Raw genomic sequence first — 18614 nt, forward strand, 5'->3', positions numbered from 1 at the left:
AAAATTAAGGTTTTGGGGCTTTTAAATCTCAAACAAAAATTGAAATACTTGAATGTAAGTTATCAATATTACATTTTTTGTGAGTTTGAGCATTTACTAAAACTTCTTAAGTTGATACGAAGCTGAAACCAAAAAAGATTTACTATCCCCGAATACCATTTACATAAGCATCGGTCAAATCATGCTGTGGTGCGGTAAAAATCTGCTCGACTGTACCATACTCTATTAATCTTCCTACTTCTGCTTGTACCCAAAACAAGGCAGCGTAATCACCAATGCGTCTAGCTTGGGCGAGGTTGTGGGTGACAATTACCATTGTGTAACGTCCCCGCAGACTGGCAATTAAATCCTCAACGACTCCGCTAGAAATTGGATCGAGGGCGCTACAGGGTTCATCAAATAATAAAACTTCTGGTTGCAAAACCAAAGCACGGGCAATACATAATCGCTGCTTTTGTCCACCAGATAAAGATAAAGCAGGAGTATTCAGTCTATCTTTAACTTCGTTCCACAGTCCGACATCTTGCAGTGTGGTTTCAATCAACCAATTCAGTTTGGCGCGGTTTTTGATTCCGTGTTCTTGTAGGGGAAATGCCAGATTCTTCCAAATTGAGAAGGGGAACGGATTGGGTTTTTGGAAAATTGTCCCCACACGCCGACGGAGGGTAATTACATCTATTCGTTCCTTGAGAATTTCTAAAGTATCTAAGCGAATGCTTCCCGTTACTTTGGTATGAGGGATTAAATCAGTCAAGCGATTGAGACAACTCAAAAAACTGGTTTTACCACAACCAGAAGGCCCCACCAATGCCGTAATATTCCCGGCGTGAATGGGCATGGTGACATCTGTAAAAGCAGCTTTTTTCCCGTAATATAAACTCAGTCGTTCGGTTTGCATTGAGGGCAGAGATAACCGAGAATTTTGTCTAAGTTGAGATTGCTTCATGGTGTAATTCTTCCTGCTAACCAAAACTTAGCTGTCCATGTTGCCATACCATTCACCAGCAACAATAAAATCAACAGCACTAAGGCAGAGGCGTAGGCGTTAGCATCTCCGCCAGCCACATTCATTGATAAATCGAAAATATGCACCGATAGCGATCGCCCCGAATCTAGTAATGACTCTGGCATCCGATCTACATAACCACTGGTAAAAATTAATGCTGCTGTTTCGGCGATCGCTCTCCCAATTCCCAGCACTAAACCGACAACTAACCCCGGTGTCGCTGCTGGTAAGAGCAGTTTCCCTAATGTAGTGGTGCGTGATAATCCTAAAGCTGCTGCCCCTAAGCGATACTCGCTGGGAACAGCTTGTAGTCCTGCTTCTGTAGAACGTATGAGAATCGGCAACACCATACAAGCTAAAGTCAACCCACCAGACAAAATTGAAAAGCCTAATCCCAACTTAATTGCGAAAAAGGCGTTGCCAAATAAGCCAAAGACAATCGATGGTACTCCTGCCAATACATCTAAGCTGCGCCGGACTAAACGCCCAAACATACTTTCCGTGGTGGTAAACTCGGCTAACAGTATGGCAGTACCAACGCCAAGGGGGAGAGAAACTGCCATACAAACCCCCAAAATTAGACAAGTAGAAATCAGAATCGGGGCAATTCCCCCCTCACGCCCAGCATTAAGCGGTGCAGTTGTGAGAAATTCCCAATCAAGCTGCCCGACACCGTGCCAGACGATATCGCTTAAAATCCAGCAGAAAACAGCAGTGACAAATAAAGCGATCGCCCAAAAGACAAGGGTAGGTAATTTTTTAGCCATAGATATTTCTCCTACTCATGCTTTCAGTAACAACTACTAAAATGGCGATCGCTCCCATTAATAACAAACCACTTACAAACAATGCTGAACGGTGATTTCCTGTAGCGTAAGCCATTTCTAAAGCGATATTCGCAGTCAGTGTGCGAACGGGGTCAAATATGCTGGTGGGTGTTTGGACTACATTGCCACAAACCATCAACACTGCCATTGTTTCCCCAATCGCCCGCCCCGTTCCTAAAATCAAACCAGTAAATAAACCAGACTTAGCAGCAGGTAAAACAACGCTTCTAATTGTTGCCCAGCGAGAAATTCCTAAGGCGGCGGCACCTTGTAAATACTCGTTGGGAACTTCAGAAAAACTGGCTTCTGCTGTTAAAGCAATGGTGGGCAAAATCATTAATGTCAAAATGGCGATTCCCGCTAACAAACTTGTTCCTGGTGGTTGTAGTTTGCCAATCAGTGGTACAAGAACGACTAAACCCCAGAACCCGTAAACTACAGAAGGAATACCAGCCAGTAAATTAATTAACTGCCGATACAATCCCCCAACTACAGGAGGTGCATAATACTGACAAAAGATTGCCGAACCAATGCCCAAAGGTGCAGCCAAAACTACAGAACCGAATGTCACCAACAGACTACCCCACAGCATGGGCAGCAAATTATAGAGTCCTTGCACCGGATGCCAAGAGCGATCGCTGACAAAACGCCACCATCCTTCTTGTCGCAGTATGGGCAACGCTTCGAGTAATAAGAATGTGGTGATTAAGATAACAATAATACCTGTAATTAGAGCTAGTCCCCGTAATATCCACAGGAGAACCATATCACTTTGATATGGGGACAAAATCTTGTTTTTTAACAATGTCATGAACTTGTGGTGATTGTGCAAACTCGATAAATGCTTGATCTAAGCCTTGAGGCTGGGTTTTAGTAACCAAATTTAGAGGACGGGACAGGGGAAACGTCCCATTCTGGACATTCTCTGTAGTGGCGGTAATTCCATTCAGGGGCAATAACTTAATGGTCACGCCGTTATTGATGCTAAATTCAGCCGTACCAATTGATACATAACCAATGGCGTTAGGATTACCTGCTACTGTCTTAATTCCTTGCTGATTGTCCCCGATCACCACCGATGCTTTAATATCGCTATTTTTTAGTTGGAAGTAGCCAAGAAATAATTCCAGGGTAGAACGTCCCTCAGCTTTATTCACAACTGTAATCGGTGCATTGCTACCTTTAACTCGTTGCCAGTTGTTAATCTTACCCGTATAAATATCAATAGCTTGTTGATTTGAGAGGGATTTGACTGGATTATCTTTGTGTAAAATTATGCCAATTCCATCACGGGCGATCGCAAAACCTTGTAAGTCTTTTTCTTCATCTTTGAGGCTGCGAGACACCATACCAATATCGGCAACGCCTGTTTGCACATCGGCCATACCGCGAGATGAACCGCCTGTTTGTACATCTACTCGCACATCAGAATGCGCTGATTCAAATCGCTTACCAATTTCTGCTGCTAATGGTGCAACTGTACTAGAGCCTGTTAAAACTAACTTTCCTTGTAATTTATTGGTTGGTTGAGTAGCTGTTGGGGATGGTTGGGTACAAGCTTGTAACCCTAAGCCAATTGTGAAAGCGACAGTAATAAATGCTATGGTTTTGAGTCGTTTCATCGAAAAATTGCGTCTAAATTTTTATTCAAAACAGAGGAGACAACAGCCTAAATCAATTGCCTTACCAGCGTTTACTTGTCGAATGGTAGGTACAAAATGGTAAAGTACCGCCTTACCATCTCGTGTTGCTTCTACAAAACCTGCCTCCCGTAAGATTTTTAAATGGTGGGACAATAAACTCTGCTCTAGCTTTAAAACAGAATTCAGTTCCCCTACGTGCTTAGGACTTTCCATGAGAATTTTCAGAACAGATAGACGTGTTGTATCTGCTAAAACTTTGAGTTGACGGGCGCAAAAGTCTGGGGACGATACATTTTTAGAGTTCATCATTCACCCTTGGTATGGTTTGAATGGCTATTGATATGAAAAATTTTTCAAGTCTATATCATAGTTCTTTCCTTCTCCCAAATGCTAGAAGTTGTGGATATGGCGCAGAGCGATCGCTTAGTACTTAGTGGAATAAATTTTAACTAAGTACACAATTTTGTCAATTCATAATGTTGATACGAAGCTAAAACTAAAATGGATTCGCTAAGTCTTCAACGCGTGAATTTTGCGGAAAGTCTGTAGATGTTTCTGCGGCTGACTGCGTTAGAGTAGCCCACCGCAGACATCAGAATTTTCCAAAACTAATTTTGGGCGTTGCTGATTAATGGGATGATTTTGTCTCACGCAAAGTCGCAAAGGCGCAAAAGGTAGGAGATGTAAAAGTCAAATTTTATGATTTCATCCCGCATTTATGCAACGCCTAATTTTGAAGTATTGTTCCGAAGAGAAGCGGTTGAAGGAGAAGTCTTCCCTGTTTTCGTCAAAGATAGAAGCAAAAAATACTACTTGTCAACAGTGTAGAGGGTATCTAAATCTCTGAGATAGTACAGGGTAAAGCAAGCAGCTAACATAGGCCATGCGGCAAAAAATAGCAGATTTTCAAAGGGAGCAAAGTATTGACGGAAGGACGAGAAGGTAGAAACAGAATGGAAAAATAGCACCAGTAAGTAAGTCCACCGCTTTTGGAAACCTGCGACAAATCCCAAGATTATTACAAGCTGAATCGCTCCAATGATGTAAATTGGGACATTGCTTAGTCCACCAATCAAATAAAATTTCTTGAAGATTGCTGCTGCATGATCAGGCTTGACAAATTTATCTAAAGTCCACATCAGCATAACAAGAAATACACTCAAACGTAGCAAGAGCAATGCAACAGAGATTCGGCGATCGCTACTCATAGGATTTCTCTCACTATATAAGTCATTCTAGAAAACGTTGATACTCCTGAAAGTACATCAAAAGTTCTTTGCAGCACCAGAAACTGGATCAAATTCAAATCGCTGTTCATAGTTTGTTTCGCCATACAAATTGAAGCTAATTGTCGGTTCTTCACCAAGTGCTTCAACATGATGGATTGCATCTGGCATCAAACTAATAATATCTCCTGGAGTTAAAATAATTTCGCCAACTTTTTCAATACCGCCTTGATTATCAGTTCGTCTCCACAGTGTATTTTTTTCTTCTCCACTAATCAGTGCGACAACTCCCCAGGTAGCATGATTATGAATTGGTGATACTCTTCCTGGCAACCATGCGACTGTCTGCACCGTCAAGGGAAAATCTGGCTCATCATATAGAGTAAGTACCGACCAACCTGTTTGTGGATCTGGTTCAAGATATTCACCTTGCAACCATTCAGAACTGGTCAATAATCGCCGTACTAGGGGACAAATTGCTTGGAGGCGATCGCTATCGCTCTGAAATTTATGCAGAATATCTTCTAGATCCGTTAAAAACCGATAGAGCCGATATTGTCCTGTCGATAATTCTAGGTCATCTGCCAATTCTTCCCAAGCTTCACACTTGCCTTCTTCTGTCACTAACCAATCTTGACTTACCATATCTTTTCAAAACTCAATAATTGCTATGTATCTGCTTTTACCACGCTTAAAAGCTCCTTTGCTCTCATAGTGCTACCCGGTTTAATTGTTTGGGTAACAAAATTTTGAGTTAGGTAAATCCTTTTTGGCGTTAGGTTCGTATCAATATTAAGTTCAAGATTGGCAAGAATGTATTTTTAGAAAAAAAATATCATATTTTTGATAGTATGTCAAGATTTGGGCTTTAAATAATGGTGTTATCTAATGAAACAGATACCGAAGTATTTCAGGTTTTGCGTTCGGGAAACCTGCTGGCTTTAGGTATCTTCTATGATCGCTATGGAGAGGTAGTTTACCGAGTGGCATTGCGAATGTTAGGCAATGCCCAAGAAGCCGAAGATTTAACACAAGAAGTCTTTCTTACTCTGTGGCGAAGTGGGAAATATGACTCAAAGCGTGGTTCTATGCTGGTTTTTCTGACAACTTTAACCAGATCAAAAGCTATTGATCGTCATCGGCAAATCAAGGCACAATGGCAACGTCTGCAACGATGGAGCCGCAACGTTCCTCCTGATAATTCGAGTAATTTAATGGATAAGGTTTCTTTAGAAGAAATGTCTCAACGTGTACGTGAGGCGTTGGCTGAACTACCTCCTAATCAAAAGCAGATTTTGGAGATGTCTTATTATGACGGGTTGAGCCAATCAGAAATTTCCGATAACTTAAATATGCCTTTAGGGACGGTGAAAACACACAAACGTAAAGGTTTGTTATATCTCAGACAAATGTTGCAGGATTTGGTGGAATAGCAATGGCAGACTTTCGAGAATCTGATGAATTAAAAGAACTTTTAGCAAGCTATGTTTTTGGAGATTTGACTCCAGAAGAGGTGGCTACTGTTAACGAATTATTGGCAACTTATCCAGAATTAAATGATGAAGTTAGCCGCTTACAAAAAACCTTAGCATTACTTCCCTTAGCTTTACCGGAAACAACACCCTCTCCGACGCTAGGTGATCAAATATTGCAGGCTGCATCAAGGACTAATAACGATTCTCCTACTGCAATCTCAAACCGAGTTCGCATTTTGCCAAAAGCTTGGCTGGCTGCTGTGGGGAGTGTAACAGCTTCTGTTGTCCTTGGGTTTGGTTTATATACTTATAATTTACATCGAGAATTAGTTACTGCCCAAACGGAATTATCGGGCTACAAACAAGCGATCGCTTTGTTGCGTCAGCCTAGTAATCGCTTGATGTCATTTCAAGGAACTGATGTCACTTATTCAGCCTCTGGAAGTTTAGTCATAGTACCAAAATCTGATGTCGCTGTACTTAGTCTTCAGAATTTAGCAACCTTACCCCAAGGTCAAATTTATCGCTTATGGGCTGTAGTTGATCATAAAAAAGTATATTGTGGAGAATTTAACCCTGACTCTGAAGGAAAAGTATTTATGCAAATGCCTTTAGATGATGATATGACAGTTTCTTCTCAGGCTTTGATCACTATCGAACCGTTGAAAAAAATTTCCCAACCAACTGGAGAAACTGTGATGAAGGGTAGTATTTCACTGTGAAACTGTATGAGTCCTATCGGTTATTGTGCTAGCCACAAAGCCACATTCAGCACATACATCTTAATGTCTTCTAAAGCACGTGGTTCTGATTTCATACCATCTCCCGGTGGTTCATCCACAAATGTCGGACAGCCTTTGGTAATGTCCCAATTGTAATCCACGAAGTGATGGAAACTCGAATTAGCTACTACACGCCCTATACGATTTCCCTGTGCGTCGGAATAGTGATCAAGGGCTACCACCAGATTAAAATCCCGACCTGTAGCCAAACTTTTACTCAGTGCAATTACTCGTGCATGGGGATTATCTGGAGACACTCCTATACCACCCTCGTGGGGATGTGATGGGAAAAACTCAATGAACCCAGAAGGAGAAAGGGGATTGTTTAACAGTTCGTGAATCGGTGTAACTGGAGTGATTTGTTGATAGTCACCGTTAGCGCCAGAATAGTAGTTAGGCCAAGAAATATAAGTTGTATGTGGATCATCTCGACTCCAACGAGAATTATCAGGATCGGGATTTTGGGTATTGAAATAATGTAAATCACCAATGTCAACTAAACCACACATCGAACAGCCCATATCCTGATGATCGCGTGTCGTGAGAATTCCTCTTCCACGCTGATGAAATGCGTTAATCCCAGCAATATCTTGATCTGTTAACCCTTCGCCAGTATCTAAAGCAAATAACCACAGTTGGTTAAAATCTGACTCACCCAAACTACTCAAAACCGGGTCATTACCTTCTGCATCACTGGTGCGATCGCGTGCTATAACTTCAAACAATGGTTTTCCCATTGCGTCTTGCATAGATGCGAGATAATCCTGTAACAGCGAAAACCGGAAAATGCTCCAGTCATCTTCAGTTGTAGGAATGGTAGTCTGCAAAAGAATGCGAATTGGTGTTGTCATAACTTCCGCAACTTGATTTTCGAGCCAATGGATTTATTGGTCGTTATTACTGATAGTACTGTACGACAAATTACTCTCTTATTTTCCTGGAAGTTATATTTGCTAAGTTTCTCCGTATTCCATACCATTCGCCTCAGCGTAACGATGCAGAAATCGCATGACTCGCTCCCAATGGTCATCTTGCTCAACTTCAAATTGACATTCTACCCGTTGTAGTTCATCACCCTCGTCACCCCCGAAAATGAATTTGGTTGCGGAAGGCGTGACACTAATTTCGCCTTCTTCATCAGTTAACACCAAGGAATTTAAAGATGGCTTGGTGAAGCTATTGAATCTTTCCAAGGCTTGCAATTGACTAAAGAGCATCACAACAACACGTTTACCGGTGCGGACTTCTCGCCGCAAACTGATATTACTCAGTTCTTCAAAAACACCTGCAAAAAATTGAATAGAGGGGGTGATAGATGTCATAGTCCATTACCGAAAATTTACCTAGAGGGAAAATATTGCGGAGTCGAGAAAGGAGTTTGATTTCCACCTGGGGGGACAGTATTTCCCATTGGGTTGGGTGTGGGGGAATTGCTGACTGGGTTTTGATAACTAGTGGGGGGAATAGTATTTGTCGGATTATTCGGTACAGAATTTTGGCTAAATTGTTGATAAGCAACGCGAGAAATCGAGCTAATCAGTTTTTCGGCTGCTGGGTCATTATGGGGGCGTTGTACCATGACAGCAGCGATGTAGCGTTTACCTGTGGGAATATCAATTAAACCAACATCGCCCAGCATGGTGCCAATATCACCTGTTTTGTGATAAGTTCTAGCACCTGAACCTAAACCAGAAGGCAATAAATGATTTCTTTCAGTACGGCGCATGATATCTAGCATTAAATCACGCGATCGCATACTCACAAAATTGCCTCGATTCACCATTGCCATCAAGTTACCCAATTCTTTGGGACTGGTGGTATTTGTGCCTTGTAAATCTGGTAGGGGATTGCGAATGGCAGTTTGGGTTAATCCCCAACTTTGAAAACGCTGATTTAGCGCCTCCATTCCTCCTAGTCGGGCAATTAGCATATTGGTGGCTGTGTTGTCGCTGATGGTACTCATGCGCGTAGCCACTTCTAGTGCAGTGTACTGGGTGCCGACAGGTTGCGATCGCATATCTCCCGAACCACCAGCCACCATGTCTTGTTCCATCGTTAGCATTTCATCCAGGCGTACTTTCCCGGTATCGACATCTTGGAAAAAGGCAATCAAAATTGGCACTTTAATCGTGCTGGCGGACGAAAAAGGGGTGGAGGCATTTACATCTACGTAAGCACCAGTATCTAAATCAACCAAGAAAACACCAGGTGTCAGATTGGCATTGGCAGCCGCCAAATTTTGCACCGCCTCTTTCAAAGGAGTGATTTCTTGGGAAAGGTATAAACTAGCAGCTGCATTGGGGGTAGGTTGTGGCTGATTTGTTCCCACATTACTAGTGTTAGATTGTACCGCCGGATTTGTGGGCATTCGAGTAGCCGGATCTAATATTGACAATACCGTACCCACGATGGCGCCGATACCAACTCCGACAATTAATAGCCGCAGAGCATACAATAAAGTTCTGGCCATTGGCTTTAACCGTGTTTTCCGCGATACACGTCTGGCTACTTTGGGCGATGGCTGCTTCTGCGCCCGTACTGTCTTTAACTTCATCGGACTGGGATTATAAGCTGGTATGGTTCGCTGCACATGGGGAATGGGTTTGACTGCTGTTGGCATAACTACCCTTGATTTTGACCGCTGCGCCCCAGTAGCGACGGGAGAAGGGGGAATCACAGGGGAGAAGCGAGTGAGAGCCACTTCTTGTTTAGCAACACGTTGTGGCTGAATGGGAACCTTGACTTTTTTCTTAACGACTTTTTGGTCTGGACGCTGACGCGAACGGCGATTTGTAGGTTGTCGCCGGGGAAAAGCTTTGAGGTTGTCACTTGACTCTGACACTGTTACTCCTTGTGACTTAATAATTCGTAATTCGTAATAGAGCCTACGGCACGCTAACGCGAACGTAATTAATGGAAATTTATTTATAGAGATTTTTCAGGGAGAGTGATCCATTTTTTCAGTTTCTGGATTCATTCCTGACTTAAAACTTACTTCTGAAGTTGCTTGATGCGGAAATTACCCTTGATTACCCAGTAGCATTTTTGTGTTTAGTTTAAGCTATATTCACTATTTTGGGGGAATAATTTCGTACATATTAAACGAATAATTATTACTTTTCATCTTCTCTGTGGTTTTTCATTGCCCATTCTATTTGTCTGAGAATCCCTCTTAGCATAGCTACCTCCTGAGTTTGGAGGTGAGCGCGATTATATAGCTGCCGGAATTTTTCCATGCGACTAGCTGCTGTATGTGGATACAAGTACCCAATATCTAGTAGTAGAGATTCTAATTGCTGGTAGTATGTTTCTACAAGATCCAAAGGAGCCAGTTCAGTTTGTCTCGGGGTTGGTGTTGCTGGTGGTGCTGCATGTTGGGATAGTTCATAACAGCAGATGCCCACAGCAGTAGCTAAATTCAGGGAAGCATAACTTTCATGTGTGGGAATGCGGACAAACCGTTGGGCATAGTTTAATTCTTCGTTACTTAAACCCCGGTCTTCTCTACCGAAAATTAGGGCTGCGGGTTGGTCTGGTGCCTCTAGTAACCAAGGTAATGCCGTCCTGGGTGCTTCTAAAGGTGTTTCCCAATCACGTACACGAGCCGTGGTAGCGATCGCTCTGATACATCCTTGCAATGCTTCTGGTAATGTGGTTACCAATACCGCCGATTCTAAAATCTCTTTGGCATGAACTGCCATTTTCAAAGCTTCCTCTGACAGTGGATCGCATTGGGGATTGACTAATACTAAATGATGTAGTCCAAAATTCTTCATTACCCTGGCGATAGAACCCAGATTTATCGGGCCAGCTGGTTCCACCAATATAATTCTTAACCCAGCTAATCCCATTTTTTGCCTCCTGCGATCGCTTGTGCTGATTTTGTGCATTCTACCTAAGAGTTACCTCACGGTGAAAGTTTCACAAAAAAAAGAGTTTAAGGTACAAATCATACCCTAAAGCTCCAGTGAAGTAACGGTCTAACTTCTGATTCTACAAACTATAATTGACGCTGACGGCGACGCAGATAAGTTAGTCCCATTCCCACCAACAATATACCGCCGATTGTGTTTGGTTCTGGTACGGTTTTGCTAATAGTTCTGGGAGTCAGCAAGAAAGGGCGAACAACGTCAAAATAACTATCTTCGTTGCGTGTATAGCCTTGTCCGATAATTTGTCCCTTGTTATTAATACCTGTTAAACTCAACAGTTCCCAATTTAAGCTAGGGTCAATCAGAGAAATAATATCAACAAGCCCTGTTCTTTGGCTCCATAAGCAGGGTCTGCCATCACAAGACCCTATCACTTGACCAACATCATTAAACTTTCTGGCAAGTATATTTGAAGGGAGCCTAATCATACCAGTACTTTGGCTCCACACAAAGTTTCTGCCGCCATTACTATCCCAGGAATATCCCAATATTTGATTGGAATTATTAATATCAATACCATAAACCCTATCAGCACCTATGAACGTGCTGATTTCAACCATACCAGTGTCTTGGCTCCATACAATGTCAAAGAAACCTGCATTTTCACTGTGGTTATAAGATGATCCTAATATCAGACCAGCATCATTAATTACATGGGCAGAACTTCTCTCTTGACCCGGAAGAACACCAAGGCTAATCCTTTCACCAGTGTTACTATTCCACAAAACTGCTTGATAGTTCCACTCATCAATAAAAACAAATTCGCCCAATTCGTCAAATATTGGCTCAGAAGAAAAATCTGTATATCCAACTACCTGTCCCAGATTATTGATTCCTAAGGCTGCGTTGCTTTGGTAGTAAACACTGCTTTCCAAAAAAATAAGGCCACTTTTCTCGCTCCATACACCACTCCAACTGCCGTAATCAGTCGTCTTTCTGTATAGTGCAACTTGACCGGCATTGTTAATGCTAGTTGGTAAAATAGCATGAGTATCAAACATCTCTGGGCCATCTTGAATGCTGATTCTGCCTTTCTCAGCACTCCACAACCACCCAGGTCTAAAGCGATTATGATAATATGTATAACCGACTACATGACTAGCATCATTAATATCGGTAGCTACGGATACATAATCCAAACCAACTTCAAAATCACTGATTATATCGGTGTTCAAAAACAATCAAGCCAAACTGCCCTAGTCATTGCACTTTGGGAAAAAATGGGGTGTAACATCAAAAAAGAGCAGTCAGCGCATAAAAGAGGTAAAAAAGGTGCTGAAAACACTTTTAGTGATTACCGTTGGTTTGTTGCCGTCTTTATTTTCCCTGTGGGTAATGCGTAAAACCCAGACAAGAACACGCCCACGGATCAGGCAAGCACCCATAAATTATACAGGAGTGCGCGTCCGGCAAAATATTGGCCCAGTTGAAGGCGATCGCTATTATTTAGAAGGTGTAGGTTACTTAATTGGTGACATCAGTTGTCAATTTAATGCTCGATCTGGCTACATGCGCTGTGCGGTTAACCCCAGTGGCCCTTGTCAGGGCTGTCGTCACTATGAACCCAGAGAATTAGCTGCTAGTGAAAAAATTTAAAATACTGCATCAACTAAGTGCGGCTTGAATAACTCAATTATTATCAATAAATTGAAATATATTTTTATGCAGGTTTCTCTGTAACTGAGCAGAAACCTCAGTTTGTTTAGGGTATGTATTTTATGCTGTACGTTAATTGGGTAATGGATTTACTAGCATTATTACTTAATAACCTTTTCTTAAACTAGGAGGTTTATCCAGTAGGCTTAAAACCTATATACATCTGAGTACAAAAATATTGGCAGATAATTTTAAATAACTGCTGAAAACATAAAAATTATTTAGGTAATCTTACAGAAGCTTGCATTTAAAAAATACAATAAGATTAATAGGTGAATTATTGGCTATTCTTGTATTTTTGGTAAATATTAATAATATTAATATACATGAAAAGGCGAATCTTAATTTATAGAAGTATCTTATTTATTGGGGGATGTACCACAGGACTGAATCCCATTAATAGTAGTTCTAAAAAATCTGTTCAACCCGCGCCTAAAAAACTTAAATTTGCAGTTGTCGATGCGACTGGTATTAAAGAATTACAACAGAACTATGAAGCATTTCGCTCTGCATTACAAGAAGTATTAAACATCCCCATTGAATTTTTTCCAGTTCAAAATCGTACAGGTGCAGTACCAGCTTTACAATCTGGTGAGGTAGATATTATATTTGCCGGGCCATCAGAATATGTAATTTTAAATTCTCGCGCTAAGGCTATTCCTATAGTTGCTATTCAACGCAGTCAGTATTATCCCATCATTGTTGTTCGTGCCGATAGCAAAATTAAATCATTAATTGATTTGAAAGGCAAAACAATTGCCATGCGAAGTATTGGTTCGACATCAGGTCATTTGGCTCCTACAAAGATGTTAATAGATGCTGGATTAGATCCTAATACTGATGTCAAGATTGTGATGTTGGGTAATGCGGGTGTAAAAGCTTTGAAAAAAGGTGAGGTAGATGCTTGGACAATTGCATCAGATCGATATAAAACTGTTTTGGAATCTGAAGGTTTTTCTGAAAAAGATTTTACTATCCTTAATAAAGGATCACTACTTCCCAGTGATGTATTTGTTGTCAGTAATCAAATGAATTTGGAATTTATAGAAAATATGCGATCACGCATGATTGAAAATCAACAAAAACTAATTCAAAGCCTTTTAGTTTCTCCAGTCAATCAACCATACAAAGGTTCTAAATTCATCCCAGCTAATGATGCTGATTATAATATGATCCGTGAAGTTTATCAAAAAATAGGACAAGGAAGTTTTCTCTCATCAAATTGAATTAAAATGAATGATCCCCAACATAAAAATAATTTCCGCAAAAATTTTCACTGGCTACATTACTTAACCAATCGCTGGAGCATCGCTAAGAAAATTGGTTATGGATATACTATAGCAATTAGTATTTCTCTTATAGGAACAAGTAGTGGTTTGTTGCTGGCTTACCATAACGAAACATATGCTTATAAACAGTTAAATTTATCTTATCAACAGCAATCTTTATTAAAAGATTTAGAAAATTCAGTCACTAGATTGCGACTACATCCACAACGATTATTTACTGTATGGGGAAATTCAATTTGGCTGGAATTTGAGAAAAATATTTTTTTCGATCAACAAAATAAATTTAAGGACAATTTATCTGAATTAGAAATATTTATCAATACTTATCCTCATGACCTGGTAATCAATAAAGCTGATTTTAATCATTTATTAAATAATTACAGAACAACCACAAATTCCTACACTGAAATCATAAACTCTCTATGGGAAAAACTTGATACTGGCGAATTATCAGAAGAGTCAAGAAAATTATATTATACAGAGCTTCAGGGAAATGAAGACGTTAACATTAATATTAAGTTTGATCAACTATCAGATGAATTACTGCAAATTATAAAATCTGCGGAAATTCAAAATAAAAATGCCAATATTAGCTTTGATTCTGCCCAAAAATTACGAATCAAAGTTATCTTAGTAAGTATGTTTTTCTCGGTTGCCATCGCCGCAGCACTAGCAATATATACTAGCAGGTTAATTGCCCGTCCCATACAGTTAGTAACTAATGTTGCTAAACAAATTACACAAGAATCAAATTTTCAACTGAGAGCTAATATTAGCAGTAATGATGAAGTCGGGACTTTAGCTAATTCTCTCAATCAATTAGTAGAGTGGGTAGGGAATTATACTCAAGAATTAGAACTAGCACGTCAACATTTAGAGCAACGAGTAGAAGAACGCACTCAAGAATTAGAACTAGCACGTCAACATCTAGAACAACGAGTAGAAGAACGTACCCAAGATTTACAAAAAATTCTGCAAGACTTGAAAGAAACCCAAGGGCAATTAATTCAAACAGAAAAAATGTCTTCTTTGGGAGAAATGGTAGCGGGGATTGCTCATGAAATCAATAACCCCGTTAATTTTATTTACGGTAACATTCAGTGTGCCAATGAATATATTCAAGATTTACTGAGTTTAGTAGCTTTATATCAGCAAGAGTATCCACAAGCCAGCTGGATAATCTCCGAAAAAATTGCAGAAATTGATTTAGATTTCCTTTCTAAAGATTTATCAAGTTTACTTGCTTCCATGAAAATGGGCGCCCAACGTATTCGGGAAATTGTTTTATCTTTACGTAATTTTTCCCGGCTAGATGAAGCTGACATGAAAGATGTAGATATTCATGAAGGTATTGACAATACTTTATTGATTTTGAATCACAGAATTAAACATGAAATTGTAGTTATTAAACAATATGGAAATTTACCTTTAGTTGAATGTTACCCGGCTCAACTAAATCAAGTATTTATGAATATTATCAGTAATGCCATAGATGCCTTATTAGAACAAAAAATACAATCAGATAAAAATATAATTATAGATACATTAAGAATAGATGAGCATTACATCAAAGTCAAAATTCGAGATAACGGTGCCGGAATTTCCCCGGAAATCATCAATAAGTTATTTAATCCTTTTTTCACTACTAAACCGATAGGTAAAGGAACTGGATTAGGTTTAAGTATTTGTTACCAGATAATTGACAAACACAAAGGTAAAATAGAAGTATTTTCAGAACTAGAACAAGGAACAGAATTTATTATTACCTTACCGATTAAAAGTATATCTAATTAAGTCATTAATATTCTTGAGTATAAATTGAATGACCATCTATTTTTACACCACTAACGAACAATATGGCTGTTTTTCTAATTTTTCATACCACGGCTTTGAATTAGATAATCTATATTGGTATACCAGCGAACACTATTTCCAAGCTCAGAAATTTCTGGGTACATTTCATGTAGAAAAAATACGCTTAGTCAAAACTCCTAAAGATGCAGCAAACATGGGGCGTGACAGAAGTCGTCCTCTGCGTCCAGACTGGACTGAAGTTAAAGATGATGTCATGCGAAAAGCGGTGTTGCGTAAATTTGAAACTCACAAGGATATTCGGGAAATTTTATTATCCACAGATAATGAAGAAATCGTGGAAAATTCACCCATTGACTACTATTGGGGTTGTGGTGCTAATGGTAGCGGCAAAAATATGTTGGGCATCATATTAATGGAAGTGCGTGAGATTCTGCGTCATCCTCACGAACAAGACAATGGGGGAGAATAATACGTTAAAATAATACTATTGTTGTTAATGCTTGCTCTTGCAGACGTCTCAAAGGGTATCTTAGAGGAAAGCAATCTCAAAGTGTGAAACTAATCTTGATAGCCACCCAGTTGTCGTAGAGTCTTATCTTGCAAGAGCGTGTTGCTGCACACAAGTTTTCAAGACACACTTGTCTCAACATCAGAAAAGCAGATTCTCGTAGAGTAGCTTGAAAGCAGCAATCCCTTATAGGAGTAAAGAAATTATGTCTCTATCAACACAAATCAAGAAATATTGCAAATGGTTCTGGGATGAATCTCTGGGCGGTGACTATGATGATTGGGGTACCAGCACCTATTTTATGGAAGTGGGCCATGATTTATGTGCCGTGCGACAAATAGAGGTTTACGAAAATGGCAACGTCTTATTTTATGACGGTAGCCACTTTTCAGATAATCATGGCATGTTATGCGATAAACCTTTAGGTGCAGAGGATATTCAAGAATTTGGCATTACCAAAGCTGAATTTGAACAAGTGTGGAGTACAAAAACACCCATGAATCGATCATAAGCATTTTGTCAAATTACCCGCTAGAAAGGGAAGGTGCGTATGTGTGGTCTGTGTAAACAAAAACGCACCTAATTTTTTTATCATTGGCAAACTCTAACCTCGTTTAGCTGTCCAATGGCGATCGCTTGACTGATAAACCGCCACCCCAGTCAAATTTGCAGCCGAAATTAACTGATTCACCTCATCTATTGTCAGTGCAGCGTGGAGAGAATCACGAAATAATTTTTTCTGCTGGGTGTCGTATTCATCACCGATACTTTCTACCAAGCTATTCATCGTCACCTCATCAACTGGGCGCAATAAATCGCGGATGAAAATACCACTGTGGGATTTGGTGACGCGCTTCAGTTCTTGGAAAAACGGTAGAGGATCGGGTAAATGATGAACTAGGCTATTGGAAATAACCAGATCAAACACGCCATCTTCATAAGGTAATTGTTTAGCATCAACCAATTCCAAGCGAATTTGCTGTTGTAACCCGGCTTGTTGCACATGTTGTGAGGCAATTTGTAACATATTCGCTGCTAAATCAATAGCAATAATTTGCCATTGGGGACGCATTTGAGACATTAAGACAGGAATCCGCCCAGGGCCAGTACCAGCATCTAAGACTAAACCCTGTTCTTTTGGCCCCAAAGCGATCGCTTCTTTCGCAAAAGCTGTATTTACCTCAGTGAAGTCCATTGCATCATACTCAATGGCTTCTTCCCAGGTATCCATAACTTCTGGTTCCAGCAGTCTTTGCATGATTAATCTCCCTGTTATTTAGCCGATGAAAATAAAACTACAGTTTTGGGAACAATAGATTTATCACCAAACTTAACAGGAATTGGTCGATGCCCAACGGTGAATCTAGCCAGAGTATTAACAAAACACTTCCTTTGCAAGTGCCTACAAAACACTTGAAACAAATCAAACGCAACACAATTACTCATGAATTTGACCAAAATTCATTGGGGGAAATGGTTTTGTCACAAGAAAGTGAAGACCAGTTATCGGAAGCAAGCAAGCTACTGCATCAAGGCATGAAACAGCAGCAAGCTGGTGAAGTCATAGCTGCTTTACAGTCTTTACAACAAGCCCTAGAAATGTTTCAAGCAGTTGAAGATATAGAAAATCAAGAACAAGCACTGTCTTGTCTAGCACTTTTAACCTATGCCTCAGGGGATTACAAAAGCACTATTGCTTACTCCCAGCAATGTCTGTCCTTGGATAAAGCTAACCAAGATTTATCGATACAGATGCAGGCATTTTCTCACTTGGGTAATTCTTATCGTCATTTAAATGAGCATAACAAGGCAATTAAGTATCTAGAAGAGTGTTTGAAAATTACCCGTCAGATGTCTAATCAGAGAAGTCAAGTTGCAGCATTAAATAATCTCGGATTAGTCTATAAAGCTGTGGGTAACTTTAAAAAAGCCATTGAGTATCAAAAACAAAGTTTAGAAATTGTCCAAGAACTTCAAGATAATTGGGGGATGGAACAGGTACTTAAAAACCTCGGTAATGCTTACTATGCGTTGGATGATTATCCGCAAGCGATCGCCTACTATGAAAAATGTGTGAGAATAGCCCGCAAACTTAACCATCTTCGTAGTGCTTCTCAGGTACTCAAAAATCTCGGTAATGCTTGTTATGCTACAGGCAATTACGGCAAAGCTATTCTTTATTATGAAGAGCGTTGGCAATTAGCCAAAGAACTCAAAGATCAGCGTAGTGAAGAACAATCTCTTGGTAGTTTAGGGGTTGCTTGTGAAGCTTTAGGTGACTATAAAAAGGCGATTAAATATTATGAAGAACGTTTATTGTTAGCCAGAAAAATTAAAGACCACCGCATTGAAGACCAATCCCTAGCGAGTTTAAAAGTCGCTTGCTATGCCTTGGGAGACTATGCTAAAGCAATGCAATATCAGCAGGAAAAATCAACAAATAGTTAACGTGGCC

At 40.1% G+C, this 18614-nt stretch carries 21 protein-coding genes; 8 read left to right on the plus strand and 13 right to left on the minus strand.

Annotated features, from left to right (window positions below; genetic code table 11):
• Positions 1-142: 142 nt before the first annotated feature.
• The 7 genes from ACM0OS_RS02685 to ACM0OS_RS02715 all read right to left on the minus strand — a co-directional run bounded on the left by ACM0OS_RS02685 (position 143) and on the right by ACM0OS_RS02715 (position 5347).
• Positions 143-946, minus strand: coding sequence for a phosphate ABC transporter ATP-binding protein (locus ACM0OS_RS02685; protein ID WP_414541606.1), 804 nt, complete (start codon positions 944-946; stop codon positions 143-145).
• Complete coding sequence (gene pstA, locus ACM0OS_RS02690) at positions 943-1773, minus strand: phosphate ABC transporter permease PstA (RefSeq protein ID WP_414541607.1); 831 nt, start codon at positions 1771-1773, stop codon at positions 943-945. Before pstA ends, ACM0OS_RS02685 begins: the two co-directional genes overlap by 4 nt.
• Positions 1766-2644 (minus strand): phosphate ABC transporter permease subunit PstC, encoded by an 879-nt coding sequence (gene pstC / locus ACM0OS_RS02695; RefSeq protein ID WP_414541608.1) that lies wholly within the window; start codon positions 2642-2644, stop codon positions 1766-1768. Before pstC ends, pstA begins: the two co-directional genes overlap by 8 nt.
• The gene (locus ACM0OS_RS02700; protein WP_414541609.1) at positions 2601-3455 is read right to left on the minus strand and encodes a phosphate ABC transporter substrate-binding protein; all 855 of its coding nucleotides are present in this window, start codon (positions 3453-3455) and stop codon (positions 2601-2603) included. The genes pstC and ACM0OS_RS02700 overlap by 44 nt, the downstream gene beginning before the upstream one ends.
• A gap of 21 nt (positions 3456-3476) precedes the next feature.
• A complete protein-coding gene (locus ACM0OS_RS02705; protein ID WP_228058711.1) occupies positions 3477-3785 on the minus strand; it encodes an ArsR/SmtB family transcription factor in 309 nt (102 codons plus the stop codon).
• Between the two features lie 500 nt (positions 3786-4285).
• Positions 4286-4684: a hypothetical protein gene (locus ACM0OS_RS02710; protein WP_414541610.1), complete on the minus strand. Its 399-nt coding sequence runs from the start codon at positions 4682-4684 to the stop codon at positions 4286-4288.
• Between the two features lie 57 nt (positions 4685-4741).
• Positions 4742-5347, minus strand: a complete 606-nt coding sequence (locus ACM0OS_RS02715) for a cupin (protein WP_414541611.1) — start codon at positions 5345-5347, stop codon at positions 4742-4744.
• 230 nt (positions 5348-5577) lie between these two features.
• On the opposite strand from ACM0OS_RS02715, the gene ACM0OS_RS02720 reads away from it, so the two are divergent.
• Both ACM0OS_RS02720 and ACM0OS_RS02725 read left to right on the plus strand, forming a co-directional pair.
• Positions 5578-6135, plus strand: a complete 558-nt coding sequence (locus ACM0OS_RS02720; protein ID WP_414541612.1) for a sigma-70 family RNA polymerase sigma factor — start codon at positions 5578-5580, stop codon at positions 6133-6135.
• A 2-nt stretch (positions 6136-6137) separates the two neighbouring features.
• Positions 6138-6899 carry an anti-sigma factor domain-containing protein gene (locus ACM0OS_RS02725; RefSeq protein ID WP_414541613.1) on the plus strand — a complete coding sequence of 254 codons (762 nt, stop codon included), beginning with the start codon at positions 6138-6140 and terminating at the stop codon, positions 6897-6899.
• Between the two features lie 20 nt (positions 6900-6919).
• Here the strand turns inward: ACM0OS_RS02725 and ACM0OS_RS02730 are convergent, their stop codons facing one another.
• The 5 genes from ACM0OS_RS02730 to ACM0OS_RS02750 form a co-directional block, all read right to left on the minus strand.
• Positions 6920-7810, minus strand: a complete 891-nt coding sequence (locus ACM0OS_RS02730; protein WP_414541614.1) for a hypothetical protein — start codon at positions 7808-7810, stop codon at positions 6920-6922.
• A gap of 102 nt (positions 7811-7912) precedes the next feature.
• Complete coding sequence (gene psb28, locus ACM0OS_RS02735) at positions 7913-8281, minus strand: photosystem II reaction center protein Psb28 (protein ID WP_414541615.1); 369 nt, start codon at positions 8279-8281, stop codon at positions 7913-7915.
• 17 nt (positions 8282-8298) lie between these two features.
• On the minus strand, positions 8299-9801 hold the full coding sequence (locus tag ACM0OS_RS02740) for a serine hydrolase (protein WP_414541616.1): 1503 nt from the start codon (positions 9799-9801) through the stop codon (positions 8299-8301).
• Between the two features lie 271 nt (positions 9802-10072).
• Positions 10073-10810 (minus strand): RNA methyltransferase, encoded by a 738-nt coding sequence (locus ACM0OS_RS02745; protein ID WP_414541651.1) that lies wholly within the window; start codon positions 10808-10810, stop codon positions 10073-10075.
• A gap of 149 nt (positions 10811-10959) precedes the next feature.
• A complete protein-coding gene (locus ACM0OS_RS02750; protein WP_414541617.1) occupies positions 10960-12066 on the minus strand; it encodes a PEP-CTERM sorting domain-containing protein in 1107 nt (368 codons plus the stop codon).
• Between the two features lie 97 nt (positions 12067-12163).
• Here ACM0OS_RS02750 and ACM0OS_RS02755 point away from each other — a divergent pair, with 97 nt between their 5' ends.
• The 5 genes from ACM0OS_RS02755 (at position 12164) to ACM0OS_RS02775 (ending at position 16670) form a co-directional block, all read left to right on the plus strand.
• Positions 12164-12487, plus strand: coding sequence for a DUF6464 family protein (locus ACM0OS_RS02755; protein ID WP_414541618.1), 324 nt, complete (start codon positions 12164-12166; stop codon positions 12485-12487).
• Between the two features lie 386 nt (positions 12488-12873).
• Entirely contained in the window at positions 12874-13773 is a 900-nt protein-coding gene (locus tag ACM0OS_RS02760) for a phosphate/phosphite/phosphonate ABC transporter substrate-binding protein (protein WP_414541619.1), read from the plus strand.
• A gap of 6 nt (positions 13774-13779) precedes the next feature.
• The gene (locus tag ACM0OS_RS02765; protein WP_414541620.1) at positions 13780-15630 is read left to right on the plus strand and encodes a sensor histidine kinase; all 1851 of its coding nucleotides are present in this window, start codon (positions 13780-13782) and stop codon (positions 15628-15630) included.
• 28 nt (positions 15631-15658) lie between these two features.
• Positions 15659-16120 carry an NADAR family protein gene (locus ACM0OS_RS02770; RefSeq protein WP_414541621.1) on the plus strand — a complete coding sequence of 154 codons (462 nt, stop codon included), beginning with the start codon at positions 15659-15661 and terminating at the stop codon, positions 16118-16120.
• Positions 16121-16364: 244 nt separating this feature from the next.
• Positions 16365-16670, plus strand: coding sequence for a hypothetical protein (locus ACM0OS_RS02775; RefSeq protein ID WP_414541622.1), 306 nt, complete (start codon positions 16365-16367; stop codon positions 16668-16670).
• Positions 16671-16763: 93 nt separating this feature from the next.
• Here ACM0OS_RS02775 and ACM0OS_RS02780 read toward each other — a convergent pair whose 3' ends face one another.
• Positions 16764-17417 (minus strand): class I SAM-dependent methyltransferase, encoded by a 654-nt coding sequence (locus ACM0OS_RS02780; RefSeq protein ID WP_414541623.1) that lies wholly within the window; start codon positions 17415-17417, stop codon positions 16764-16766.
• 89 nt (positions 17418-17506) lie between these two features.
• Between ACM0OS_RS02780 and ACM0OS_RS02785 the strand changes: the two genes are divergently transcribed.
• Complete coding sequence (locus ACM0OS_RS02785; protein WP_414541624.1) at positions 17507-18607, plus strand: tetratricopeptide repeat protein; 1101 nt, start codon at positions 17507-17509, stop codon at positions 18605-18607.
• The last annotated feature ends 7 nt before the right edge of the window (positions 18608-18614 follow it).

It is taken from the genome of Nostoc sp. CCY0012, from assembly GCF_963920855.1.
GTDB lineage: Bacteria > Cyanobacteriota > Cyanobacteriia > Cyanobacteriales > Nostocaceae > Cyanocohniella.